The organism is Shewanella aquimarina, assembly GCF_023349185.1.
GTDB classification, from domain to species: domain Bacteria; phylum Pseudomonadota; class Gammaproteobacteria; order Enterobacterales; family Shewanellaceae; genus Shewanella; species Shewanella aquimarina.
Genome location: NZ_JAKIKY010000002.1, coordinates 262,799 through 284,752 on the forward strand (window position 1 = coordinate 262,799; position 21,954 = coordinate 284,752).

Genomic DNA, 21,954 nt, shown 5'->3' on the forward strand with positions numbered 1-21,954 from the left:
GAGAGTCTGTCATGACTATCCGCTTGGCCACAGGTGCCGATCTCGATGCCCTCGTCGAATTGGAGGCGAGGGAGTGGCAGGCCGAGTTGACCCCAGGACAACGCGGCGCTTTGATGACGGGCCAGCATTTTAGTCGCCAGGAGTTATCCGAGCTGATTCAGAAGCATTGGTTGCTGCTGGCCGAACGTGGAGGGGAGATCGCCGGCTATGTGATCGCTGGTCACTGGTCTTTCTTTGGTGACTGGCCCCTGTATCGCTCTCTGGTGAAACGGCTCGAGACGAGCCGCTTCGAGATGCCCCAGGGCATGGTCGGCGCCAGCAATAGCTGTCAGTATGGTCCCATATGGATAGCGCCGTCCCAGAGAGGCAGAGGTCTGTTTGCCGAGTTGGTGGCCGAGCTCAAGACACGGGTAGCTCCTCAATATCCCTACATGGTTACCTTCATCGCCGAAGAGAACGAACGCTCCTTCGCCGCCCATACCCAGAAGGGGGGCATGCAGGTGCTGGACTTCTTCGAGTTCGACGGCCGCGGCTACTATCTGCTGGCGGCATCGACAAGATAGGCCTTGAGAGGCTAACGAGTACCCTTATGACAAGCAAAGAGATGAAGGGCAGGATGACTTCTAAGAACAAGACGACAGATAGCAAGGTAACAAATAGCAAGAAGAATGGTTTTCCGCCGCGCCTTGCCGAGCTACTGACCTCCTATGAGGGCGTCTCGCTCAGCGCCCTGGATAACCTCAAGTTGTTAGCCGCCTTGGCGGCCCAGGCCGAGTTTGGCTGCGAGTGTCTCGAGCTGAGCGATGAGCCGCGTGCCATCTATGTTGCGAATTGGGATGGGCACTGGTTTGATTGTGGTTTCAGTAACGCCTATAGCGCCGAGATTCGGCCCATGGTGCGGCCGTCCGAGGCGCGATTGGCGACGGCTAGAAGGGTCGAGGTGCCACTGTTAAATGCCCAGCAGCTGAGCTTCATGTGTATGCAGTATGCCCACTTCGACCACTGTTAGCCTGCTGGTTCGGGTGAGTTAAGCATGAGCGCGAGCCGCCAAGAGGAGCGCCTGGCAAGCGGCGTGAGAATGTTAAGGATGAGTCGTTAGTGATGGTGAGAACCTTTGCCCTGCTGGGCGTATTATTCAGTGGTTTCCTGGTGTGGCTTATCGTCAGCGCCGATGCCGGGCGCAGCAACCCCTTGTTTGAGCTGGCCCATTCGATTCCCTACGGTGACAAGCTGGGACATATGATCTTGTTTGGCACCCTGACCTTGTTTGCCAATGTCGGCAGTCGTTTCAGGCGTGTGTCCCTCGGCAAGGTGCGGCCCTATCTAGGGGCCGTGGTGGTCACGATTGTGGTGATTATCGAGGAGTGCAGTCAGCAGTATTTTCCCAGTCGTACCTTCGATGGCTATGATCTACTGGCCGACGGGGTGGGTATCATGCTGTTTAGCCTGCTGAGTCTCTATCTTGAGAAGCGATTCTTTACTAGCAATGAGTCGACTCGTTAAAGCTAATGCTATTTCATTGACAAAGATACAAAAAAGCCGCCAAAAGGCGGCTTTTTGCTGACTGGCTTGCGCCAATCTTATAGCTTGGCGTCTGCGCGTAGCGCCTCTGCCTTGTCGGTACGCTCCCAAGGGAATTCGTTACGACCGAAGTGACCGTAAGCGGCGGTCGACTTGTAGATAGGACGCGCCAGGTCCAGCATCTCGGTCAGGCCGTATGGACGCAGATCGAAGTGCTGACGCACCAGGCCGATAAGCACTTCTTCAGAGACCTTGCCCGTGCCGAAGGTTTCGACGCTGATAGAGGTTGGCTCGGCCACACCGATAGCGTAAGACACCTGGATCTCACAGCGATCCGCCAGACCGGCTGCCACTATGTTCTTCGCCACATAACGTGCCGCATAGGCCGCGCTGCGGTCAACTTTCGATGGGTCTTTGCCCGAGAAGGCGCCGCCGCCGTGACGTGCCATGCCGCCGTAGGTATCGACGATGATCTTACGACCCGTCAGACCACAGTCACCCATAGGACCACCGATAACGAAACGGCCGGTTGGGTTGATGAAGTACTTGGTGTCTTTGTTCAGCCACTGTGCTGGTAGCACTGGCTTGATGATGGTTTCCATCACGCCTTCGATCAGATCAGACTGGCTGACGCTGTCGCAGTGCTGAGTAGAAAGCACGACGGCATCGATGCCGACGATCTTGTTGTCTTCGTAGGCGAAGGTCACCTGGCTCTTGGCATCTGGGCGTAGCCAAGGCAGTGTCTTGTCTTTGCGTACTTCCGATTGACGCTTCACCAGTGCGTGGGCATAGGTGATAGGCGCAGGCATGAGCACGTCGGTTTCGTTGCTGGCGTAACCGAACATCAGGCCCTGGTCACCGGCACCTTGCTCTTTAGGATCGGCGCGATCGACACCCTGGTTGATGTCTGGAGACTGCTTACCAATGGCGTTGAGTACCGCACAAGAGTCGGCGTCGAAGCCCATGTCCGAGTGGGTGTAGCCGATCTCGCGTACCGTCTTACGGGTTAGCTCTTCGATGTCGACCCATGCAGAGGTGGTCACCTCACCACCGACCATCACCATGCCGGTTTTGACGTATGTTTCGCACGCCACACGTGCCTTAGGATCTTGTTCTAAGATCGCGTCGAGTACCGCATCAGAAATTTGATCGGCGATTTTATCTGGATGACCTTCTGAGACCGACTCAGAGGTAAACAAGTGCTTTGCCATAATGGAAAAATCTCGTCTTTAAACAATTCGAATGTGTAGAAGTATCTACATCTAGACGGCCATTTTAGTGGAAATCAGATCGGATAACACCCTTTTCGATGAAAATTGTGGAGTAAAACCGGGTAATTATTCTAATGCCTCGGATGAGTTTAAATAAAAGTTATCCATAACTTATTGTTATTGCTGATTTTTAATTGACGTTATAAGCCGCCAATTTTTTATTGCCAAAGGATCGCTTCGGACGGATTAGTGCCGCGGCGGCCAAGAGGGGTGGCTAGGAGGTGCGGGTTGTTCCGGCGCGGGTAAGTGAAATCCTGACTCCCCCTAAGGCGGTAAGCGAGGTTTTACCTGGGATGGCAGAAGCGCCGTTTTTCGGGTCTAGAAGGATTTAATCTAAGCTAAAGGGCGAAATTTATTTGCGTCCCATCCGCGAGTAGGGGAAAATATGCCCCCATTGTTGCCCGCAAATTCGGCCCGCAAAATCCCCAACATTCAAATCAGCAGGAGAGAGCATGTCATCTCGTAAAGAACTCGCAAACGCTATCCGTGTGTTAAGTATGGATGCCGTTCAGAAAGCCAACTCTGGTCACCCAGGTGCGCCATTGGGTATGGCCGATATCGCCGAAGTGTTGTGGAATGATTTCCTGAAGCACAACCCAAACAACCCAGAGTGGGTCGACCGCGACCGTTTCATCCTTTCAAACGGCCACGGCTCTATGCTGATTTACTCTCTGCTTCACCTGACGGGTTATGCACTGCCGATGGATGAGCTAAAGAGCTTCCGTCAGCTGCACTCTAAGACCCCAGGTCACCCTGAGTATGGTTACACCCCAGGCGTTGAAACGACTACGGGTCCTCTGGGCGCGGGTATCAGCAACGCCGTAGGTATGGCGATTGCCGAGAAGACTCTGGCGGCGCAATTTAACCGTCCTGGACACGATATCGTTGACCACTTCACCTACTGTTTCCTAGGTGATGGCTGTCTGATGGAAGGTATCTCTCACGAGGCCTGTTCACTGGCGGGTACCCTGGGCCTTGGTAAGTTGATTGCCTTCTGGGATGACAACGGCATCTCTATCGATGGCCACGTCGAAGGCTGGTTCACCGACGATACCGCCAAGCGTTTCGAATCTTACGGCTGGCACGTGATTGCCGGCGTCGATGGTCACGACAGCGATGCTATTCGCAAAGCGATCGAAGAAGCCAAGTCAGTCACCGACAAGCCAACCATGATCTGCTGCAAGACCATTATCGGTTTCGGTTCACCAAACAAGTCTGGCAGCCACGACTGTCACGGCGCGCCACTGGGCGATGCCGAAATCGCTGCGGCCCGTGAATTCCTGGGTTGGGAACATGGTCCATTCGAGATCCCTGCCGACGTGTACGCAGGTTGGGACGCTAAAGAAGTGGGCGCGGCTAACGAGTCTGCCTGGAACGAGAAGCTTGCTGCCTATGAAGCCGCTTACCCAGAGCTGGCTGCCGAATATAAGCGCCGCGTGATCACTGGCGAACTGCCAGCCGATTTCGAAGAAAAAGCACAGGCTTTCATCAAAGAGTGCCAAGAGAAGGGCGAAAACATCGCCAGCCGCAAGGCATCACAAAATGCTATCGCGGCCTTCGGCGCAGCCCTACCTGAACTGCTCGGCGGCTCTGCCGACCTGGCCGGTTCTAACCTGACCCTATGGTCTGGTTCTAAGGGCATCCAGGAAGATCCAGCCGGTAACTACATCTACTACGGTGTGCGTGAGTTCGGCATGAGCGGCATCATGAACGGTGTGTCGCTGCACGGTGGCTTCATCAACTATGGCGCGACCTTCATGATGTTCATGGAATATGCGCGCAATGCGGTACGCATGTCTGCACTGATGGGCATCCAAAACATCTTCGTATACACCCACGACTCTATCGGTCAGGGTGAAGATGGCCCGACTCACCAACCGGTTGAGCAGCTGGCTAACCTGCGCATGACACCAAACATGATGGTATGGCGTCCATGTGATGCGGCCGAAACTGCCGTGGCATGGAAGATGGCTATCGAGCGTCGTAACGCGCCGACTTCACTGGTGTTCAGCCGCCAGGGCCTAGCTGCACAGCCACGCACCGAAGCGCAACTGGCTAACGTCGCCAAAGGCGGTTACGTGTTGCAAGACTGCGCCGGTACACCAGATCTTATTCTGATCGCTACGGGTAGTGAGGTGCAGCTGGCACTGGATTCTGCTAAGGCGCTGACCGAACAGGGCAAGGCGGTACGTGTAGTCTCTATGCCATCGACCGACGTGTTCGACGCGCAAGACGCCGACTACAAGGCCTCTGTACTGCCAGCTTCTGTCACCAAGCGTGTCGCTATCGAAGCGGCTCACGTGGACTACTGGCACAAGTATGTTGGTTTCGACGGCGCCATCGTTGGCATGACCACCTTCGGTGAGTCTGCACCAGGCGGCGCACTGATGAAGCACTTTGGCTTCACAGTGGAAAACGTGGTAGCCAAGGCTAACGCCATACTATAAGGCATTGCCACCAAGGGCGTAGGGCAAGCAGTTGCCCTATGCCATGATGACTCGGCTTATCGATAACGATAGGCCGTTGTCGCATCAAGAAGCCTATCTCAGGACGGTGTTAGGAGTGGAAGCAATTAATGATTAAAGTTGCGATTAATGGTTATGGCCGGATTGGCCGCTCGATTCTTCGTGCCCTCTATGAGTCAGGCAAGCGGGATCAGATCCAGATTGTCGCCATTAATGAACTTGCCAACCCCGAAGCCATGCTTCATCTGACCCAATACGATACCACCCATGGTCGCTTTCAGTCTCCCGCGTCACTCGACGCCAATACGATGACCATAGGGGATGACCATATCCAATTGCTGCATGAGGAAGATGCCGAGAAGCTTCCCTGGAAATCTCTGGATATCGATATCGTGTATGAGGCCACGGGTGCCCTCATCGACCGCCAGGCCTGTGAGGCCCACATCAAGGCGGGCGCCAAACAGGTGCTGATCAGCCACCCCTCATCCGGCGACGTAGACGCCACCATAGTCTATGGTGTGAATCATCAAGATCTCAAGGCGGAGCATCAGGTGGTCTCCAACGCCTCATGCACCACCAACTGCCTGGTGCCCATTATCCAGGTGCTAGACCGCGCCTTTAAGGTGCGCAGCGGCGCCATCACTACGATTCACTCGGCGATGAACGATCAGCAGGTGATCGACGCCTATCATGACGACCTCAGACGTACCCGCGCGGCGGGGCAGTCGATCATTCCGGTCGATACCAAGCTGGCCAGAGGGATCGAGCGTATCCTGCCCGAGATGAAGGATAAGTTTGAGGCGATATCTGTGCGCGTGCCGACAATTAATGTGACTGCAATTGACTTATCGGTCACCTTAGATAAACGTGTCGATATCGATACAGTGAACCAGGTATTATCTCAGGCGGCAAATGGCTCATACCAAGGGGTTGTGGGCTATACTAATGCGCCATTGGTATCGTGCGATTTTAACCATGATCCCAGATCCAGTATCGTCGACGGCACCCAGACGCGGGTGAGCGACGGCCATCTGGTGAAATTACTCTTGTGGTGTGACAACGAGTGGGGCTTTGCCAACCGTATGTTGGACACCAGTTTAGAGATGATAAAGGCCGTAAGAGCCTGATTTGAATGTTTTTAGCCTAGTGCCGGTGAAGCGTCCCGGCGGTGGGAAATCCAGTTTTGCTTTAACTTTTATTTTTAACTTTAAACTTAAGGAAACGTGAAATGGCGATTATCAATATGTCAGCGTTAGATCTTCAGGGCAAGCGCGTGCTTATCCGTGAAGACCTCAATGTCCCGGTCAGCAATGGTGTGGTCACCAGCGATGCGCGTCTGCGTGCTTCTCTGCCAACCATCAAGCTGGCGCTGGAGAAAGGCGCGGCCGTGATGGTGATGTCTCACCTGGGTCGTCCGACCGAAGGCGAGTACAACAGCGAGTTCTCTATGCAGCCGGTTGTGGATTACCTGGAGAAGGCGCTGGATTGCCCGGTACGTCTGGCCAAAGACTACCTGGACGGCGTAGAAGCCAATGTCGGTGAAGTCGTGGTGTTCGAGAACGTGCGCTTTAACGTGGGCGAGAAGAAGAACGACGAGGCGCTGGCCAAGAAGCTGGCCGCCCTGTGTGATGTCTATGTAATGGATGCCTTCGGCACCGCTCACCGCGCTCAGGCATCGACCCATGGTGTCGGCCTGTACGCCCCTGTGGCCTGCGCCGGTCCGCTATTGGCCGGTGAACTGGAAGCCCTGGGTAAGGCGATGGACAACCCGGCGCGTCCTTTGGTAGCCATCGTAGGTGGCTCTAAGGTATCGACCAAGCTGACCGTGCTCGAGAGCCTCTCTGGTGTGGTTGACCAGCTGGTCGTTGGTGGCGGTATCGCCAACACCTTCATCGCCGCAGCCGGTCACAACGTGGGTAAGTCCCTCTATGAAGCAGACCTAATCGATGAAGCCAAGCGTCTGGTGGCTAACGCCCAGAGCCGTGGCGGCGATATCCCAGTCCCTACCGATGTGGTTGTGGCTGGCGAGTTCAGCCCAACGGCGAGCGCGACCCTCAAGCCGGTCGAGCAGGTGGCAGATGAAGATATGATCTTCGATATCGGTCCCGACAGCGCCGAGGCCTTGGCCGAGATCCTTAAGAATGCCGGCACCATCGTCTGGAACGGCCCTGTAGGCGTGTTCGAGTTCGACCAGTTCGGTGAAGGCACCAAGCGCATCGCTCAGGCGATCGCCGACTCTTCTGCCTTCTCTATCGCCGGCGGTGGCGATACCCTGGCGGCGGTCGACAAGTATGAGATCGCCGACAAGGTCTCTTACATCTCTACCGGTGGTGGCGCCTTCCTGGAATTCTTGGAAGGTAAGGAACTGCCTGCTGTGGCTATGCTGGAAAGCCGCGGCGAATAAGTAAAAAAAGATAATTAGTATTATAAGAAACCGCCGATAGTCGGGCCGCATGGAATTGCAGGTTTGGCTATCGGTATAAAAATCTGTCCAAACGATAGTGACCTCGGTGGTTAAGCGGGCTGCGCCCGATGACCACCCTATTATTGGAGTTAAAAATGGCCTTAATTTCCCTACGTCAACTGCTAGACCATGCCGCAGAGCACGGATACGGCGTTCCCGCGTTCAACGTTAACAACCTGGAGCAGATGCGCGCCATCATGCAGGCGGCAGAAGCCACAGACAGCCCGGTTATCGTTCAGGCGTCAGCCGGTGCACGTAAGTATGCTCGTCCTCAGTTCCTTAAGTATCTGATGGCGGCGGCGCTCGAGCAGTACCCAGATATTCCTGTGTGTATTCACCAGGATCACGGTACTCACCCTGACGTGTGTCAGCGTTCTATCCAGCTGGGTATGTCTTCAGTCATGATGGACGGCTCGCTGATGGCCGATGGTAAGACACCGGCTACATACGAGTACAACGTCGACGTAACCCGTAAGACGGTTGCCTTCGCACACGCCTGTGGTGTGTCGGTAGAAGGTGAGATCGGTTGTCTGGGTAGCCTGGAAACTGGCCAAGCCGGTGAAGAAGATGGTGTTGGCGCCGAAGGTATCCTGAGCGAAGAGCAGCTGCTGACTACGCCGGAAGAAGCGGCGCGTTTCGTGGCCGACACTCACGTCGATGCCCTGGCTATCGCTATCGGTACCAGCCATGGTGCCTACAAGTTTAGCCGTAAGCCTACCGGTGACGTGCTGCGTATCGACCGTATCAAGGAGATCCACGCGCGTATCCCTAACACTCACCTGGTGATGCACGGTTCATCTTCTGTGCCACAAGAGTGGCTGGAAGTGATCAACCAGTATGGCGGCGCCATCCCTGAAACTTATGGTGTACCACTGGAAGAGATCGTCGAAGGCATCAAGCACGGCGTGCGTAAGGTTAACATCGACACCGACCTGCGTCTGGCCTCTACCGGTGCGGTACGTAAGTTCCTGGCGGAAAACCCAAGCGAGTTCGACCCGCGTAAATTCCTTAAGGCCTCTATGGAAGCGATGGCAGACATCTGTACCGTACGCTACGAAGCCTTCGGTGCGGCTGGCATGGGCTCTAAGATCAAGCCTAAGTCACTGCAAGCCATGTACAAGGCATATCAGTCTGGCGAGTTAGATCCACAGGTGAACTAATTCGGTTTGATAGCCATAGGTAGTTTGACAAAGGCCCGCCATTTCGGCGGGCTTTTTTATGGCCAAAGCGCAATAAAAAGTAAGGACTAACTCTCGCCGTTAGGTGAGTGGCTAGTTCAAAATGCTGCAAAGGCAAGTGCAATTTTCATTTCTGTGCGCCGAATGATACTATTGCGCCAATTTTTAAGGGACTTAGATAAATAGGTAAACAAATAATGAAAAAACTGCTGACAGCCACGGCCATCCTGATGGCGGCTCCTTTTGCTGCCCATGCGGGTGCCGATTTTGTTAAGGGTGACAGAACCTTTGCCGCCGACGCCGAACTGGGTGCGACGGTTACCACAGGTAACACAGAGACGACCTCGCTCAAGGGCCGTCTGGACATGAAGCATGAGCTGGGCAACTGGGAAAACCAGTACCTGTTAGAAGCCCTCTATAAAGAAGATAGCGGCGAAGAGACGGGTAAGCGCTACTACGGTCTGGTACAGGGCAACTACAAGTTCAGCGACGTGAACTATATGTTTGCCAACGCCAACCACGAGATCGATCCCTTTACCGGTTTCGATTCTAAGTCTACGATTTCTGCCGGTTATGGTTACAAGTTTGTCGATACCGAGAAGACGACCTTAGCTATCGAAGTGGGTCCTGGTTACCAGTACAAGCGCCTGGACGATGAGAGCGCCGCCGAAGCGGGTTATGACACCGAAGATAGCTGGGTGGCACACGGCGTGATGAACTTCGAAACCGAGATCACCGACAACTCTAAGTTCAAGCAGCTGTTTGTGGCCGATTATGGTGAGAGCCTGGAAGGCCGCTCAGAGACTTCTATCACGGCGAATATCGTTGGCGCGCTGGCGATGAAGTTTGCGGTTATCGTGCGTTACAACAGCGAGCCGCTGGACGACAAGAAGAGCACAGATACCGAAACCAACATGACCCTATTGTACTCTTTCTAATAGGGTTTTTATTGGGTTCAAGAGACGCCTTTCGGGGCGTCTTTTTTTTAGCTGAAATCAGCCTGAAAATAGGCCTGGGTCAGCTTAAATCTGTATCGAGATGTATCATAATTATTTAAATAATTTAATGGGTTATGTGCTGATTGTCACGAAAGTCGCCGGGCTTAAGTGTCACACTAGCAAAGAGACGATAGCCAGGTTTGGCTTCGTGATTTTTGTGTGATTCCCTTAATGTGAGACCCCGATGCAAATAGGTTGCTGTTGGTTTGAGCCGTCTCAGTCGACGCTGTCAAATCAAGACAATGACACCAGCTGGCGTATGCCGGGTGCGGAGTTTGCCGTACTCAAATTACTGACCGAGCGCCGTGGACAGGTGATGTCCAATGCCGACCTCTTGGCCTGCCTGCCAGAGGAGGAGGCCAACATGGCGCGTCTGGTACAGGCGGTGGATCGTATTCGCTTCTTTCTCGGTAGCCCGTCGGGCAAGCTGCTGGAGTCGGTGGGCGATCAGGGTTACATACTGCACGCCAAACTCTCACCTCACCGCGAGCTGCTGGGCAGCGGCCCAATTCGCCGCATGACCAAGCAACAATATATCCTGCTGATCTCCCAGCTGTTGCTGCTGTTTCTGCTCATCTATTCCGTATTTGAGCCCTCCAACTATCTGCCTTCCCTAGGCGAACTGCTCGGCGAGCAATAGCCTCCTCCCGATCTCTGGCTAGGCCAGTTCATGCCCATACTCGTGCGCATGTGTAGTTTGCATACCTAGTCTCAGCCTCGGCCGACACGGGATGCTTTCTAATACCAATCACAGTAAATATGGGATCAGAAATAGCGCAGAAAAAACGCTTGAGAACAAAGCAGGATTTTTAGATAAGTAGTTATTCTACAATTAAAAATACTAATACAGTTATCGAGCGTTTTAACAAGCTAGAATGATCAATTATTTATTACGATTGGTATAAAATCGGGTCATAAAAAAAGGGCCACACGCTAGGCGGTGACCCTCAAAGTGGTGCAGTGGGTTAAGTGGAGGGGAGCAGAACCAGTTCGTTGGTCGCCTTGGCACCTTTTATCTCGATTCCGACCTTATATTCCTTTACTGAACCAGGCGCCGTGTTGGCGTCCCAGTTAAGATCGGTTGCATCGAAACTGTACTGACCCTTGTCAGTCTCTGTTAGCACGCCCTGGCAGTCGCCTTCGGCGCTGTCACACAGATAGCTCTGGGTCACGTGCCAGTGTTTCCAAGCCTTGGCGTTAGAAGACGCTGTCGTGCTGTCGGGGAAGCCGAAGTAGACGATGCGATAATCCTTGGCATTGGTGATGGCCAGGCCGTCAGCATCCTTCAGGGCAAAGTTCAGTGCGCCCGTTGCGCCGTCAAACTCGGCCAGGGTCAGGTTGATGGCTAAGGCCTCACCGGCATCTATGGTGTCGGCAACTGGTGGCGGAGTAATGTTACCGCCGTCATCCTTATCATCGTTGTCGTCGCTACCGCAGCCGCCGCAGATAAGCGCCGTTGCCAGTAGGGCAGTTAATAACTTCTCATTCATGACCTGCTCCTTTAGTTAAAGTGGCCGGTATGGCAAGTCGTACATTCCATGTCAGACTTCACGCTGGCGGCGCTGCCCATGGTGGTCTCTACGCCGTGACAGCTTTGACAGCCTTGGGCCTCGCTTGAAGGCTTTGACTCAGGTAGTGCCGAGATATCTTCGCCTGCATGGGCGCGGTTAAGCAGCTCGACCAGATGATAGGCCACAGAGGCCGACAGACGCTTACAACGCTCGCCCTTCTGGCTGAAGGTAAAGCCAGAGGCCTTAGACCAGTTACTGATAGATGAGTGACACAGGATACTGTTGGCAACCGATGACTTACCGACCAGGGCCGTCTTCTCGGCGGTAGAGCCGATACCAGCCACGAACTCATCGCTTGAATACGGCAGCTCGGTCACCTCGTAGTAGCGGAAAGAGGCACCGATCACGGCAGAGTTTTGACCGTTGATGTCGTCTAAGATGTTGACCAGCATGCCGGTGGCGTTGTTGTTACCACACACTGTGCCCTGGCCCACGATACCCGCCCAGCCATAACCGGCCAGCGCCGTTGGAATCGTCTTAAACTTGTCGGCGTCTGGGCTGTCAGAGTTGGCCAGCATAGTCACTAAGGCGTAGAACACCTGGTGCATACATCCGCCGCCAGTCTCATAGGCCAGCTTGGCCGTCGCCATAGGATCGAGTGGAACATACTTGAGCTTTTCACCCAGTTCCAGTTTGTAGTTGCCTTGTTCGTCGGTGGCGGCGAAGGCCGATGTGCCCATTAGGGTTGCGCCTGCCGCGGCGGTGCTGATGCCGATGATTTGGCTAAGTGCTTGGCGTCTATTGATGGTCATGACAATGTCCTCACTTGGATAGATGTTATTTTTGTTGTTGGCGTGGTTAAAGGGATACGCCGGTTTGAACTTGGGGTCAGTGTGGTCCGGGTAGATTGCAAATAGTGTGATTTGGGCTGGATGAAGCCTTGGGATGGATGAGCATCTGCTGGCAGGCGTTTTTTGGGTGCCTTGCATCGATTTGTTCAATTAATGTGTTGGCTGGGTATTGTTTGGCTAGATTGCACTGTGGGCTAGATCATCTTATTTGTAACATTCATGTTAATTTGCAGCTTTCGCGTGGCGATAAATAGTGGGCCTATGGACGTGAAGAAGGCGGCGGGGATCACATAGCTTATTATTCCCTAGCGACTGTAAGGTCATTTTTTAGATGAGTTTCGAGGAGATAGAGGGGATCACAGATTTTTTTACTGCGTTTGCATAAGCTTATTAGCAATGAAACGACAGAGTAACAAAGATGCAACTGGGTGATTGCCGATTCGACAGACATGCTGGCGTGCTCACCAACGAGCTGACGGGTGAAGAGTGGCATCTACCGCGCGCCGAACTGCAGGTGCTATTGCTCCTGCTGGCCAATAGCGACAAGGTGGTGGCTAAGCGCGTCTTGGGTGCCGGGGATGACGAACACCCGCCGCTAAGCGATTCGTCGGTGGCGCGGGCAGTATTTATGTTGCGCTCCTTCCTCGGCCCGCTGCATGAACATATGATAGAAACCGTCAAGGGCAAGGGCTATCGCCTGCGCCTGGATAGCGCCGTGCCCTCAAGCGTGCATCATGCCGATAACGCACCTGCAAAGGGAGAGCTCCATGGTGTGGGCGAGCGCATAGAGGCGGTTTTAGCCTGGCTGTTTGGCAAACGCCATCGCTGGATCAAGCTGTGGATAGGGCTGATCGTCCTGCTACTGGGCGCTTTGGTCTCCTTGCAGCTCTTCTCTTCGGTGAATCTCGAGGTGCAACATAGCGAACCCTATCTGCGCCACGGTATCACCCTGGAGTCGGGGCAGAAGATGATGTTTATCAGCTACGCCAAGTCCAAGACCAATAACACCTCTTTGCTGCGCCTGTCGGAGAAGATGTCTCAGGCGTTTGAGCGCTGTGAGTCTTCGCCCTGGAAAGAGGTCTATATGTCGCTGTCCCACGACAAGCAAGTGTTTAACATCACCATGCGAGGCGAGAAGATGGGGCAGTCATTGGTGCGCAACCTTAAGTTAACCGATTACAGGCAGCAGAAGCGGTTTATCTCCGAGGCCTGGTTTAAAGAGGTATCTCTGTGTGAATAGAAAGGTACTGTGGGCGATCAATATTATTGTGCTGGGGCTGCTGGCGATAAGCATCACCATCAGTTATCGCTATCTCTATCCCAGCGAAAGCATCATGCTCAGCTGTAGCTCCGAGCTGTTCGATCGCCGCGACGAGGCTCAGGCCGAGGGACGTCACTATCTGCTGGTGGATATCATGGCCAAGAAGCAGCAGGCGCAGATCAACTATCGCTACTTTAACCTCGACGGCACTTCGGCGGGCACCATACGCATGCAGGGCAGCTTCCTCGATTTCGATAAGGCCAACGGCCGTTATCACTTCTCGGTAGAGACCAAGGAGGAGATAGGTACCGAATCGGCCGAGACCATGCCAAGGCATATGCAATATCTCTCCTATATCAGCTCGTTTAACTTAGACAGCAAGGGGATGCATAACCTCTCCATCGAGACATTGGAATTAGATCCCCACAGGGACTATGCGGTGGTATTATTCCAGCCGAGTAATACCGTCTGCGGTTGCCGTATAGTGCAATAGTCGCACTTAGGCTATACTCAGGATGTGCATTTCTAAATTACTGAAATAATTCTATTATTCTGAGGTTTTGTGTCTAAGGTCAATATCAAGCAGGAAGAGTCTCTGTCGATCAAGTTTACCCATCAGATGAAGGTGGGTGACCATAGGCGGCTCGACCTCTATTTCTTTCTGCCCAAAGAGATGGGGATCAATCCCCAGAGCCTTGACGAAGAAGAATATTATCATGCGGCCATCGCCGGCCGACGCTCCTATTACTCCTCAGGCTTGCATCTGCCGCTGGTGCAGGGGCGTTTCATCAGCCAGAAGAAGCGTACCGTCGAGGAGTTCAGACTCTACCTCAACTTGTTTGCCTATCAGTTTGCCGTGGCCATCGAGACCGACAGCAAGGAGCTGGCCCAGGTGGAGGATGTGGAGCAGTTTTATGCCTCCCTCAAAGATCTCAGCGAGATCGTCACTCAGCTGCTGAAGAAGTTTCGCCGTAACGAGCCCAGCGACCCTAAGTGGAAGCACTACTTCGAGAACGCCGACAACTACCTCTCCTGGTTCTGTGAGCAGCGCCTGTTGAAACTCATGTCCCACGCGCCCCGCAGCAGCGACTACAGCGAGGTGACCGAGGAGGTGATCAACCTGTGCCGCAGCGAGAGCAGCTATCGCGACAGCAAGAACTATAACTCCTCCCAGACTCTCAACGATCCCAACCGCATCTCCAACAAGATGTTGCTGCTGCGCCGCCTGATCCAGCAAGGGGTTGTGTTGAAAGAGGAGCAGAAACGATTAGGTGTGGGCCTGAAGAAGATGACCACGGGGATCGCCACCGCCTTCGTGATGTTGGTGGTCTCGTCGCTCATCATCAAGGCCCAGGGGATCTTCAGCGGCCTCACCATGGCCTTGGTGTTCACCCTGGCGGTGATCTATGGCTTTCGTGAGATCTTCAAGGAAGATATTCGCAACGCCCTGTGGCGGGTGATCCAGAAGGGCCGTCCCCGCTGGAGCCGCATCCTGCGTGATACTACCAGCCAGGCGATGATCGCCAGGCAGCATGTGTGGATAGACTTCATCAAGTCTAAGGATCTCCCCGAGGAGATAGACGAGATATTGAAGCGCCGCCACAGCCAGAATAAGCTGGACGCCGACATACTGCACTATGGCATCAACTCGCGTATCGCCAGCAAAGACTTCCTCGCCGGCTACTCCACCATACAGGAGCAGGTGAACTTCAGCCTGGCTCCCTTCGCCCGCTACCTGGAGCGCGGCAAGGCCAAGATCTACAAGGAGGCCGATGGCAAGATCAGCAGCGACTCGGTAGAACGCCGCTACCAGATCAACCTGGTGCTTTCCCTGCTGGAGGGCCGCAAGCCCCCCCAGTTTGCCCGCTACAAGATCACCATGAACCGCTCCACCATAGTGGATATCAGTGAGAGTGCGCTACCAGATGGGGTAGAGGCCATTGGGATGGAACACGATGAGGAAGGCGCAAGTCCAAGCGCCTAGATTGCGGTATTGGCAAGCAGACCTAGCTTGGATTTATTTAAACGTAATGTAGCGTTAACCTTCATTTTTTTGAATTGCCTGCGGAAGGTGCAGTGCATGGATGCACCAATGTCGCGATCACATGGATGTGAATGAGCGACCTTACGTGCAGATACGCCTGTGAGACGCCGCAAGTACATTCCCTGTAGGCTCTGCCGAAACATCTGACCTCCATGGACGGAGGGAATGCCAAAAATGTAGGGAACATTTTTGGCCCTGTTTCGGAAGCTCACCGGCGTATCTACACCTAGTTTCTCATCTTTTCGATTAACCATTGTGGTTGATGGATAGGGTTTATTAGATAAAGCATTTAGTTTTTGAGCTTCAACTAGCTTTGACGAATTTGGCTATGTATAGCGTTAACCGTTATTGTTTTGAATTGCCTGCGGCAGGCTTTACGTGCAGATACGCCAGTGAGACGCCGCAAGTACATTCCCTGTAGGCTCTACCGTGACATCCCTGTCACGGAAGCTCACCGGCGTATCTACACCTAGTTATTCATCTCTTCGATTTAGCCGTATTTGATCTTTGCAATTGTTCAAGTTAAGCCATTTTTGGACATTTCCGAGTTAAAGCCTTAACTCTAACTTGTCAGTTTCGGATAAAAATTTCTAAGGGCTAACGCCGCGTTAAGTGCTGAGCAACGCTACCCCCTACCTAAACCATTGTGCCGTAAACACTAAAACTGAATCAAACGGAGAATACCAAGCGTTGGGAATCCGCCTTAAACGCCTTATTATACGAAACTTGCTACATGTTTAAATATTTCTCTAATTTACTGCTGAGAGATTTGACGGCTTCAACTGACCAGTTAACTACCTCTAGAGACTCTTGTGCCGCTTTGCTGAATATTTCAGGGCTGGACTCAAGTTCTTTACGATGACCTTTGAAAGCTTTTACCTTAAATGACTTTTCGTGCAGTTCATTGAGCAATTCGTAAATTGATGCATCTTCTGAGAACAAGAATTTGGCTGCTTCCTTTTTCTCGATGAAGTCCTTGTGAGTTTCTGAGGTAACACCATCGCCTATTAGTTCTTGGTAAAACTTTAACGTAGCCGTATATACCTCAAATCTCTTATTGTAGAGATCTAGTTTGAGTTTCTGACGGTTAGTTACTAACTGTTGATACGTAATATAAGCTAAAAACAGCGCCATTAAGACTGCAAATATGTAGTCTTTAAAAATTTCTAAGATATCCAATTATTAACTCTTAACTAAGTAAATGATGAGCTCATACCAACGCCGCATTCAGCGGCTTGGTAAGCCTCTAGAACAGTAGACACTTTGTAGCATTACTAAAATTAGGTCAACAGTCCAATACCAATCAAAGCTAGTTCAGCCATACTAAACAAGGAATGGGGCAAAAATAATCCAGCCTTTAGATTCGCTACTCGCGCCAAATACCGCTAAATCGAAGAGACGTTGGATACCCAGTGTAAACACGATTTTGGCCTTCGAAATCAGGGATGATTTCGCAGAGCCCACAAGGAAGTGCTCGTGGCGAGCCAAAATAGTGTTTGCACGCTCCCCGCCGGACAGGCGTTAGATTGCCACGAAGGTGCAACCTTCAACTCGCATTCCAACAACAAACCCGGTAGACGCTACAACATAGAAAACCCGCTTGAGGAAAGGTATCAAGTCGCCATGTCGGGCGCTCCATCCCCCACTCGCTAAACAAAAAGTTTAGCGGCAAAAAAAGGCACCCGAAAGTGCCTTTGACATTGCAGGGTGGAACTCGGTGCTCGGTGAGGGCGAGCACCTTTGGGTCTTACAGTTGATGACCGTGAGCGTGCATCAGCTTCTCAGGTGTATGGCAGGTCGCACAGGCTTCGCGTGCCGCCTTGGCGCTGGCCTTGTCGGCACCTATGTAGGCGCCGTTGCCCTCCATGTGAGCCACGGTCGCCTCAGAGAGATACTTCTGGTGACAGCTCATGCAGGCTGCGGCATCGGATGAGGCATACCAGGTCGCTACCGGGTTGACCGCAGGGTCGTTGCTCTTAGCTGGGATGAAGCTAGGTACCGTATGGGCTTGTCCTGGGTTACGACCCAGCTCAAAGCCATAGGACAGGCCGCCCCAGTCTTGCTCGGCTGAGTGACAGGTCATACAGTCGGTCTTTAGCAGGGTGCCGCTGCCGCCATGGCCATTGTCATGGCCTTTCGCCTTGTGGGCCTTGTACATAAAGCTGGTGGACTTCATCTCACCCCAGGCAACGGCGTCACCGTTGGCGTCTTCGACCGCGCCCAGCTTCTTGTCATTGGTGTGGCAGGCGATACAGTTGACGCCGTTTGAGTCATGATAGAACTCAAAGCTGTGGCAGCCATAGCAGCTTTGACTGTCGATGATGGCGCGGCGATCGGCCACCACGGCTTCACTGTTATCAAGCACGGTGCGTAAGGCATCGGTCTGCACATAGGCAGGGTAGGCGTTGTCGGCATCGCAGCTAACACGGGTGTCGCTGCCTTCTGCAAAGCAAACCTTGAGTACAGGCAGGATTTCCAGCGAGCGTGAGGCGATGTCGGCTGGGAAGTTCATCGCGACCTTTACACTGACGCTGTTGTCGGCATTCCAGGTTGCCTTGGTGGGATCTTTGATGTCGATACGGCGCTGGCTGTAGGGCGACTGATCATAGTCGGGATAATCTTTGTCGACGTCCCAGCTCACCACCATGTAAGGCTTGCTGTAGCCAAGCTTGTAGACCTCTTGCTGGCTCACCAGGTTACCGGCTGGATCTGTGATGGCCATGTCGAAGCTGATCTCGTTGGCGGCAGAGATGGCGACCTTGCTGATGGTGACATCATAGTCTTTGGCTGCCTGATAGGGCTTGGCATGATCGCCATGCACTGCGGCGCTATGACAGTCGGTGCAGCTCAGCGCCGGGTTCTTGTCTGACTGATGCTGGGCTGGCGAGTCGGTATGACAGCCAGTACAGGCGTTGGCATTGGCGTTGGCGAGCCAGAGATCTTTGTCTGCCAAGTTGTCATCTTCGACATGGCAGGCCGCGCAGTCCATGAAGGGTTTTGTCGGGAAGGCTGGGTAGTCGAAGGCATGATCGCCACCGTAGCCGGCGATGGTGTATGGCATGGGCACCACATTGCCATCTGCGTCTTTACCTTCACGGTGTGGCCCCATATGGATGGCATGGACCATGTGGCCAAACTCGACAGAGATGGCATTGGGATCTGTGACTATACCGTTATGACAGGCCTGGCAGTTTTCCAGGTCTAGGCGACGTCCACCGTGTGCCTTGAGGCTATCGGCTTGGTGGCAGGTGTAGCAGGTCTGCATGGTCACCAGCTCCCGGCTCTCTATGCCTTCGCTGCCATTGGTGGAGGGGATCCAGTCGAAGTGAGCATTTTCGGCCAGTTCATGGCCTGAGTCATATTCGAACTGCATCTCGATGGCGATACGTTGGGTCAGGTCAGGGTTAAACTCGATACCGGCGGCATCTTCGGCGGTGAGCAGGTTGGTATTAAAGGTGTAGGTGTAGCTGCCGTCGTTATGATCGACTAGGCATTCGATACAGTCTTTAATCTTCTCGAAACCTTGCTCAAAGGTGGTGCCGTCGTCGTTGGTGGTGTCGTTGAGCAGGGATATCCATTGTTTCAGGTCGCTGCCTTCATGGGTTTGCAGCTGTGCCAATGAGAAGCGGAAATCGTGAAACGGATTCTCACCGGTTAAACCAAACAGGCCTACGCCTTGGCGGTTTTCCAGCTCAAAGTCGACGCTTATGATGCCGTCGGCATAGCTTGCCTTGTTGATATTGGCGATAGCTTCTTCTGCCATGTCAATATGTAAACCGACGGCGCCAGGTGTGCCCGGTGTACCGGGTTGACCATTTTCACCGTCGATACCATCTTTTCCATCATTCCCATCTCCACAGGCCGACAGCATCATTGCCGAAGCGATAAGTGCCGCCAGTGTGGTTGTTTTTGTTGTTATCATCATTTTTTCTCCAAGATAAACCACTGGGGTATAGCCAGGAGAAATGTTAAAGAAGCGGGCTTTTGTCAGATATGAAGCACATCACCTTAACAATAAAGTTTTCAGTTATATAAAACACTGCCTAGCTTGATGTTTGTTTGGTGTTTGCTTTGCTGGTGCGCCTGTTTTTAGAGCGGTGGTCTGTTTGGCTTGCTGTTACCAGTGAGGCATCTCGATTTTTAGAAAGTGGAACTCTCATATTCATATTATGCAAATGGCAAAAGTGAATTTTATCTGCAAAGGCCTACGTCTATCTATCCTCATGTTTAATATGAAGTATTCTGTTTTTATGGTGTCGGGTTATTCCCGGTTGTCGGTTATCTGTGTCAGAGAGGCATGGCGTTTTTCGATGTCACATATTTAACAAATGCACGGGGGAAGAGATAAAACTTTGCACTGGATAAACGTAATGCCAGGTGACTTAGCGTACATTAGCTAACGGCACTTAAGCCTAATTTAAGGGCGATTCTTCAAGGAGAGGCATGAGCAAGATTAATACTAATACCCTGTTCAATATTAAAGTGTTTGTCTTACTGTTTGATACCTTAAACGCCACTGAGGTGGCCCAGCAACTCGGGGTGGCATCTTCTAAAGTCAGCCGGAGTTTAAAGGCATTACGCCACTCCTTCGATGAACCCTTGTTTGTCCGCAGGCAGCATGGTTTCGAACATACGCCTTTTGCCCAGAGTATCTATCCTCACCTGAAGCAGATGTTAGCCCTGTCTGAGGCGAGTCTCTCCTGCGCCAGTAAGGATACCGAGCAGTCTCATACCGAGCTGACTATTGCCTGTCCGCCTCCTATTTCACTAAACCTGTTAAGTTACCTTCAGGACAAGGCCTCGCAGCTTAAGCAGCGTTATACCTTCAATATCAAGCCTTGTAGCAATGATATCGACAAGCTGCTTATTCGTCAGAATGTGGATTTAGCCATTACCCTGAGGGCATTTAATTCTGAGCGTCTATCGTCTGACTTCGTCGCGCGGGCAGACGCCTATGTGCTGGTAGGCAACCAGCAGCATCCGATTTTCCATCACCAAGCCCGAGCGGATATTGAGGCTATGCTGCAATATCCCTATATAAGCTTTAACGGTCATGAGCTGGAGCAGGAGCATGATCCGCTTACCCTCTATGCACTAGACCGTGGATTGCCCATTAACCTAGTTGCTAAGGTCTGTTTGCTGTCGGATCTCATGATTCAGCTAGAGCGTAGCGATGCATTAACCCTTATCTGTTATCGCGATGCGGTCGCCTTCCTATGTGCTAAGGCGAATCTGTCGGCCCTGGCGTTGCCAGAGGATCAAAACAGGCTACTCAATCGCCGCGCCGATGGTCATCGCCACTACTTAACCAAGCTCAGAGAAGGGGGGAATAGGCCGCCATGGTTGGAGCAGGAGATCGCTTCCTATATCCAGGGAAATGTCATTCTCAACTGTGAAGGAGCTGGCAATGCCAAAGGATAAGCTGCTGGATATTTCCCTGTCGACCATAGAGATATTCTGCCAGGTGTATGTGAAGAAGAACGCCATCGAGGTGGCAAATCATTTAGATCTGTCACAGCCCAAGGTGAGCCGTGCCCTGGCGGCACTGCGTAACGTATTCGATGATCCTTTGTTTATTCGCAGGGAAAGCCAGTTTCAGGCGACAGACAGGGCCCACGACCTCTACCCTCTGTTTAACGAGATGCTGGCGTGTCGTCAGCAGGTGGATCTCTTGATGCGAGGTGTGACTGGGGTGGTTCACGACCATGTTGAAATCGCCACCGTGCCTCAGTTGGAGGTTAATTTAACCCAAAGCGTCAAGCAGGCCGCTTATCGTGTCTTTGACAGCGAGTTGATGGTGAGCACGTCCCCCTGGGGCGAGTTAACCCAGCAACAACTGCTCAACGACGAGATCGCCGCTGCAATCTGTTTCGAGCGGGCAAATGATCGCGCCATCTTGTCTAAATCCGTTATTCAGCATCGTGGTGGCTATCTTGTTGCTCGGGAAGATCACCCCATCTGGTCGGCGCCCAATGTGGATAACATGATCAATTACCCCTTGGTTAAGCTGAGGACCATGCCGTTTCCCGCCAACAAGTCGCCGCTGGGAAACTACGCCAAGCGAGTAGGGAAGCAGCTAGAGATCTATGCCACGGCGCCCGACTTGGGGAGTGCGGCTAACAGCCTGTTAAACTCAGATGCCATCATTATCATCGGCGTGAAGGGAGCCGTAAACTTCTTGAGAAACATCAAAGGGCTGCGCGCACAGCAGATAGAGCTTGTGCAGGACAACATCATCTTGGAAAACTTCAGCCACCCCACAGTCTATCTATGGCTAAGGCTCGATGCGAGTGGCAAGGTGACGACGCCATTTTGGCTGCAACACTGCCTGGAAGATTACATCCTTTCCATGCATCAGTAATGCTGATTCCGTCAGGCGTCTAGTGTGGG

At 52.8% G+C, this 21,954-nt stretch carries 19 protein-coding genes; 14 read left to right on the top strand and 5 right to left on the bottom strand.

Annotated elements, in window-relative coordinates:
• The first annotated feature begins 11 nt into the window (after positions 1–11).
• From L2731_RS03310 to L2731_RS03320, 3 genes are all read left to right on the top strand, one after another.
• Positions 12–563 carry a GNAT family N-acetyltransferase gene (locus L2731_RS03310; protein ID WP_249251826.1) on the top strand — a complete coding sequence of 184 codons (552 nt, stop codon included), beginning with the start codon at positions 12–14 and terminating at the stop codon, positions 561–563.
• Positions 564–589: 26 nt separating this feature from the next.
• Positions 590–1,009 (top strand): hypothetical protein, encoded by a 420-nt coding sequence (locus tag L2731_RS03315; protein ID WP_249251827.1) that lies wholly within the window; start codon positions 590–592, stop codon positions 1,007–1,009.
• A gap of 92 nt (positions 1,010–1,101) precedes the next feature.
• Positions 1,102–1,503 carry a VanZ family protein gene (locus L2731_RS03320; protein ID WP_249251986.1) on the top strand — a complete coding sequence of 134 codons (402 nt, stop codon included), beginning with the start codon at positions 1,102–1,104 and terminating at the stop codon, positions 1,501–1,503.
• Positions 1,504–1,580: 77 nt separating this feature from the next.
• Here the strand turns inward: L2731_RS03320 and metK are convergent, their stop codons facing one another.
• Complete coding sequence (gene metK / locus L2731_RS03325; RefSeq protein ID WP_249251829.1) at positions 1,581–2,732, bottom strand: methionine adenosyltransferase; 1,152 nt, start codon at positions 2,730–2,732, stop codon at positions 1,581–1,583.
• A gap of 512 nt (positions 2,733–3,244) precedes the next feature.
• Between metK and tkt the strand changes: the two genes are divergently transcribed.
• From tkt to L2731_RS03355, 6 genes are all read left to right on the top strand, one after another.
• A complete protein-coding gene (tkt, locus tag L2731_RS03330) occupies positions 3,245–5,239 on the top strand; it encodes a transketolase (RefSeq protein ID WP_249251831.1) in 1,995 nt (664 codons plus the stop codon).
• Between the two features lie 128 nt (positions 5,240–5,367).
• Entirely contained in the window at positions 5,368–6,384 is a 1,017-nt protein-coding gene (gene epd / locus L2731_RS03335) for an erythrose-4-phosphate dehydrogenase (protein WP_249251832.1), read from the top strand.
• A gap of 101 nt (positions 6,385–6,485) precedes the next feature.
• Positions 6,486–7,661, top strand: coding sequence for a phosphoglycerate kinase (locus L2731_RS03340; protein ID WP_249251833.1), 1,176 nt, complete (start codon positions 6,486–6,488; stop codon positions 7,659–7,661).
• Between the two features lie 155 nt (positions 7,662–7,816).
• Complete coding sequence (gene fba / locus L2731_RS03345) at positions 7,817–8,881, top strand: class II fructose-bisphosphate aldolase (RefSeq protein WP_041508528.1); 1,065 nt, start codon at positions 7,817–7,819, stop codon at positions 8,879–8,881.
• A 215-nt stretch (positions 8,882–9,096) separates the two neighbouring features.
• On the top strand, positions 9,097–9,837 hold the full coding sequence (locus L2731_RS03350; RefSeq protein ID WP_249251834.1) for a DUF481 domain-containing protein: 741 nt from the start codon (positions 9,097–9,099) through the stop codon (positions 9,835–9,837).
• A 244-nt stretch (positions 9,838–10,081) separates the two neighbouring features.
• The gene (locus tag L2731_RS03355) at positions 10,082–10,537 is read left to right on the top strand and encodes a winged helix-turn-helix domain-containing protein (RefSeq protein ID WP_052813600.1); all 456 of its coding nucleotides are present in this window, start codon (positions 10,082–10,084) and stop codon (positions 10,535–10,537) included.
• Between the two features lie 325 nt (positions 10,538–10,862).
• Here L2731_RS03355 and L2731_RS03360 read toward each other — a convergent pair whose 3' ends face one another.
• On the bottom strand, positions 10,863–11,387 hold the full coding sequence (locus L2731_RS03360) for a hypothetical protein (protein WP_249251835.1): 525 nt from the start codon (positions 11,385–11,387) through the stop codon (positions 10,863–10,865).
• 11 nt (positions 11,388–11,398) lie between these two features.
• On the bottom strand, positions 11,399–12,220 hold the full coding sequence (locus tag L2731_RS03365; protein ID WP_041508665.1) for a cytochrome c3 family protein: 822 nt from the start codon (positions 12,218–12,220) through the stop codon (positions 11,399–11,401).
• 457 nt (positions 12,221–12,677) lie between these two features.
• Between L2731_RS03365 and L2731_RS03370 the strand changes: the two genes are divergently transcribed.
• From L2731_RS03370 to L2731_RS03380, 3 genes are all read left to right on the top strand, one after another.
• Positions 12,678–13,499, top strand: a complete 822-nt coding sequence (locus L2731_RS03370) for a winged helix-turn-helix domain-containing protein (protein WP_249251836.1) — start codon at positions 12,678–12,680, stop codon at positions 13,497–13,499.
• Positions 13,492–14,013 carry a hypothetical protein gene (locus L2731_RS03375; protein ID WP_041508532.1) on the top strand — a complete coding sequence of 174 codons (522 nt, stop codon included), beginning with the start codon at positions 13,492–13,494 and terminating at the stop codon, positions 14,011–14,013. The genes L2731_RS03370 and L2731_RS03375 overlap by 8 nt, the downstream gene beginning before the upstream one ends.
• 69 nt (positions 14,014–14,082) lie before the next feature.
• Positions 14,083–15,504, top strand: coding sequence for a hypothetical protein (locus tag L2731_RS03380; RefSeq protein ID WP_249251837.1), 1,422 nt, complete (start codon positions 14,083–14,085; stop codon positions 15,502–15,504).
• A 789-nt stretch (positions 15,505–16,293) separates the two neighbouring features.
• On the opposite strand, the gene L2731_RS03385 is transcribed toward L2731_RS03380, so the two are convergent.
• Together L2731_RS03385 and L2731_RS03390 are read right to left on the bottom strand one after the other, a co-directional pair.
• Positions 16,294–16,743, bottom strand: coding sequence for a hypothetical protein (locus L2731_RS03385; RefSeq protein WP_239852326.1), 450 nt, complete (start codon positions 16,741–16,743; stop codon positions 16,294–16,296).
• Between the two features lie 568 nt (positions 16,744–17,311).
• Positions 17,312–19,489: an OmcA/MtrC family decaheme c-type cytochrome gene (locus L2731_RS03390; RefSeq protein ID WP_249251838.1), complete on the bottom strand. Its 2,178-nt coding sequence runs from the start codon at positions 19,487–19,489 to the stop codon at positions 17,312–17,314.
• Positions 19,490–20,007: 518 nt separating this feature from the next.
• On the opposite strand from L2731_RS03390, the gene L2731_RS03395 reads away from it, so the two are divergent.
• Both L2731_RS03395 and L2731_RS03400 read left to right on the top strand, forming a co-directional pair.
• Entirely contained in the window at positions 20,008–20,985 is a 978-nt protein-coding gene (locus tag L2731_RS03395; RefSeq protein ID WP_249251839.1) for a LysR family transcriptional regulator, read from the top strand.
• A complete protein-coding gene (locus L2731_RS03400; protein WP_249251840.1) occupies positions 20,972–21,925 on the top strand; it encodes a LysR family transcriptional regulator in 954 nt (317 codons plus the stop codon). Before L2731_RS03395 ends, L2731_RS03400 begins: the two co-directional genes overlap by 14 nt.
• The last annotated feature ends 29 nt before the right edge of the window (positions 21,926–21,954 follow it).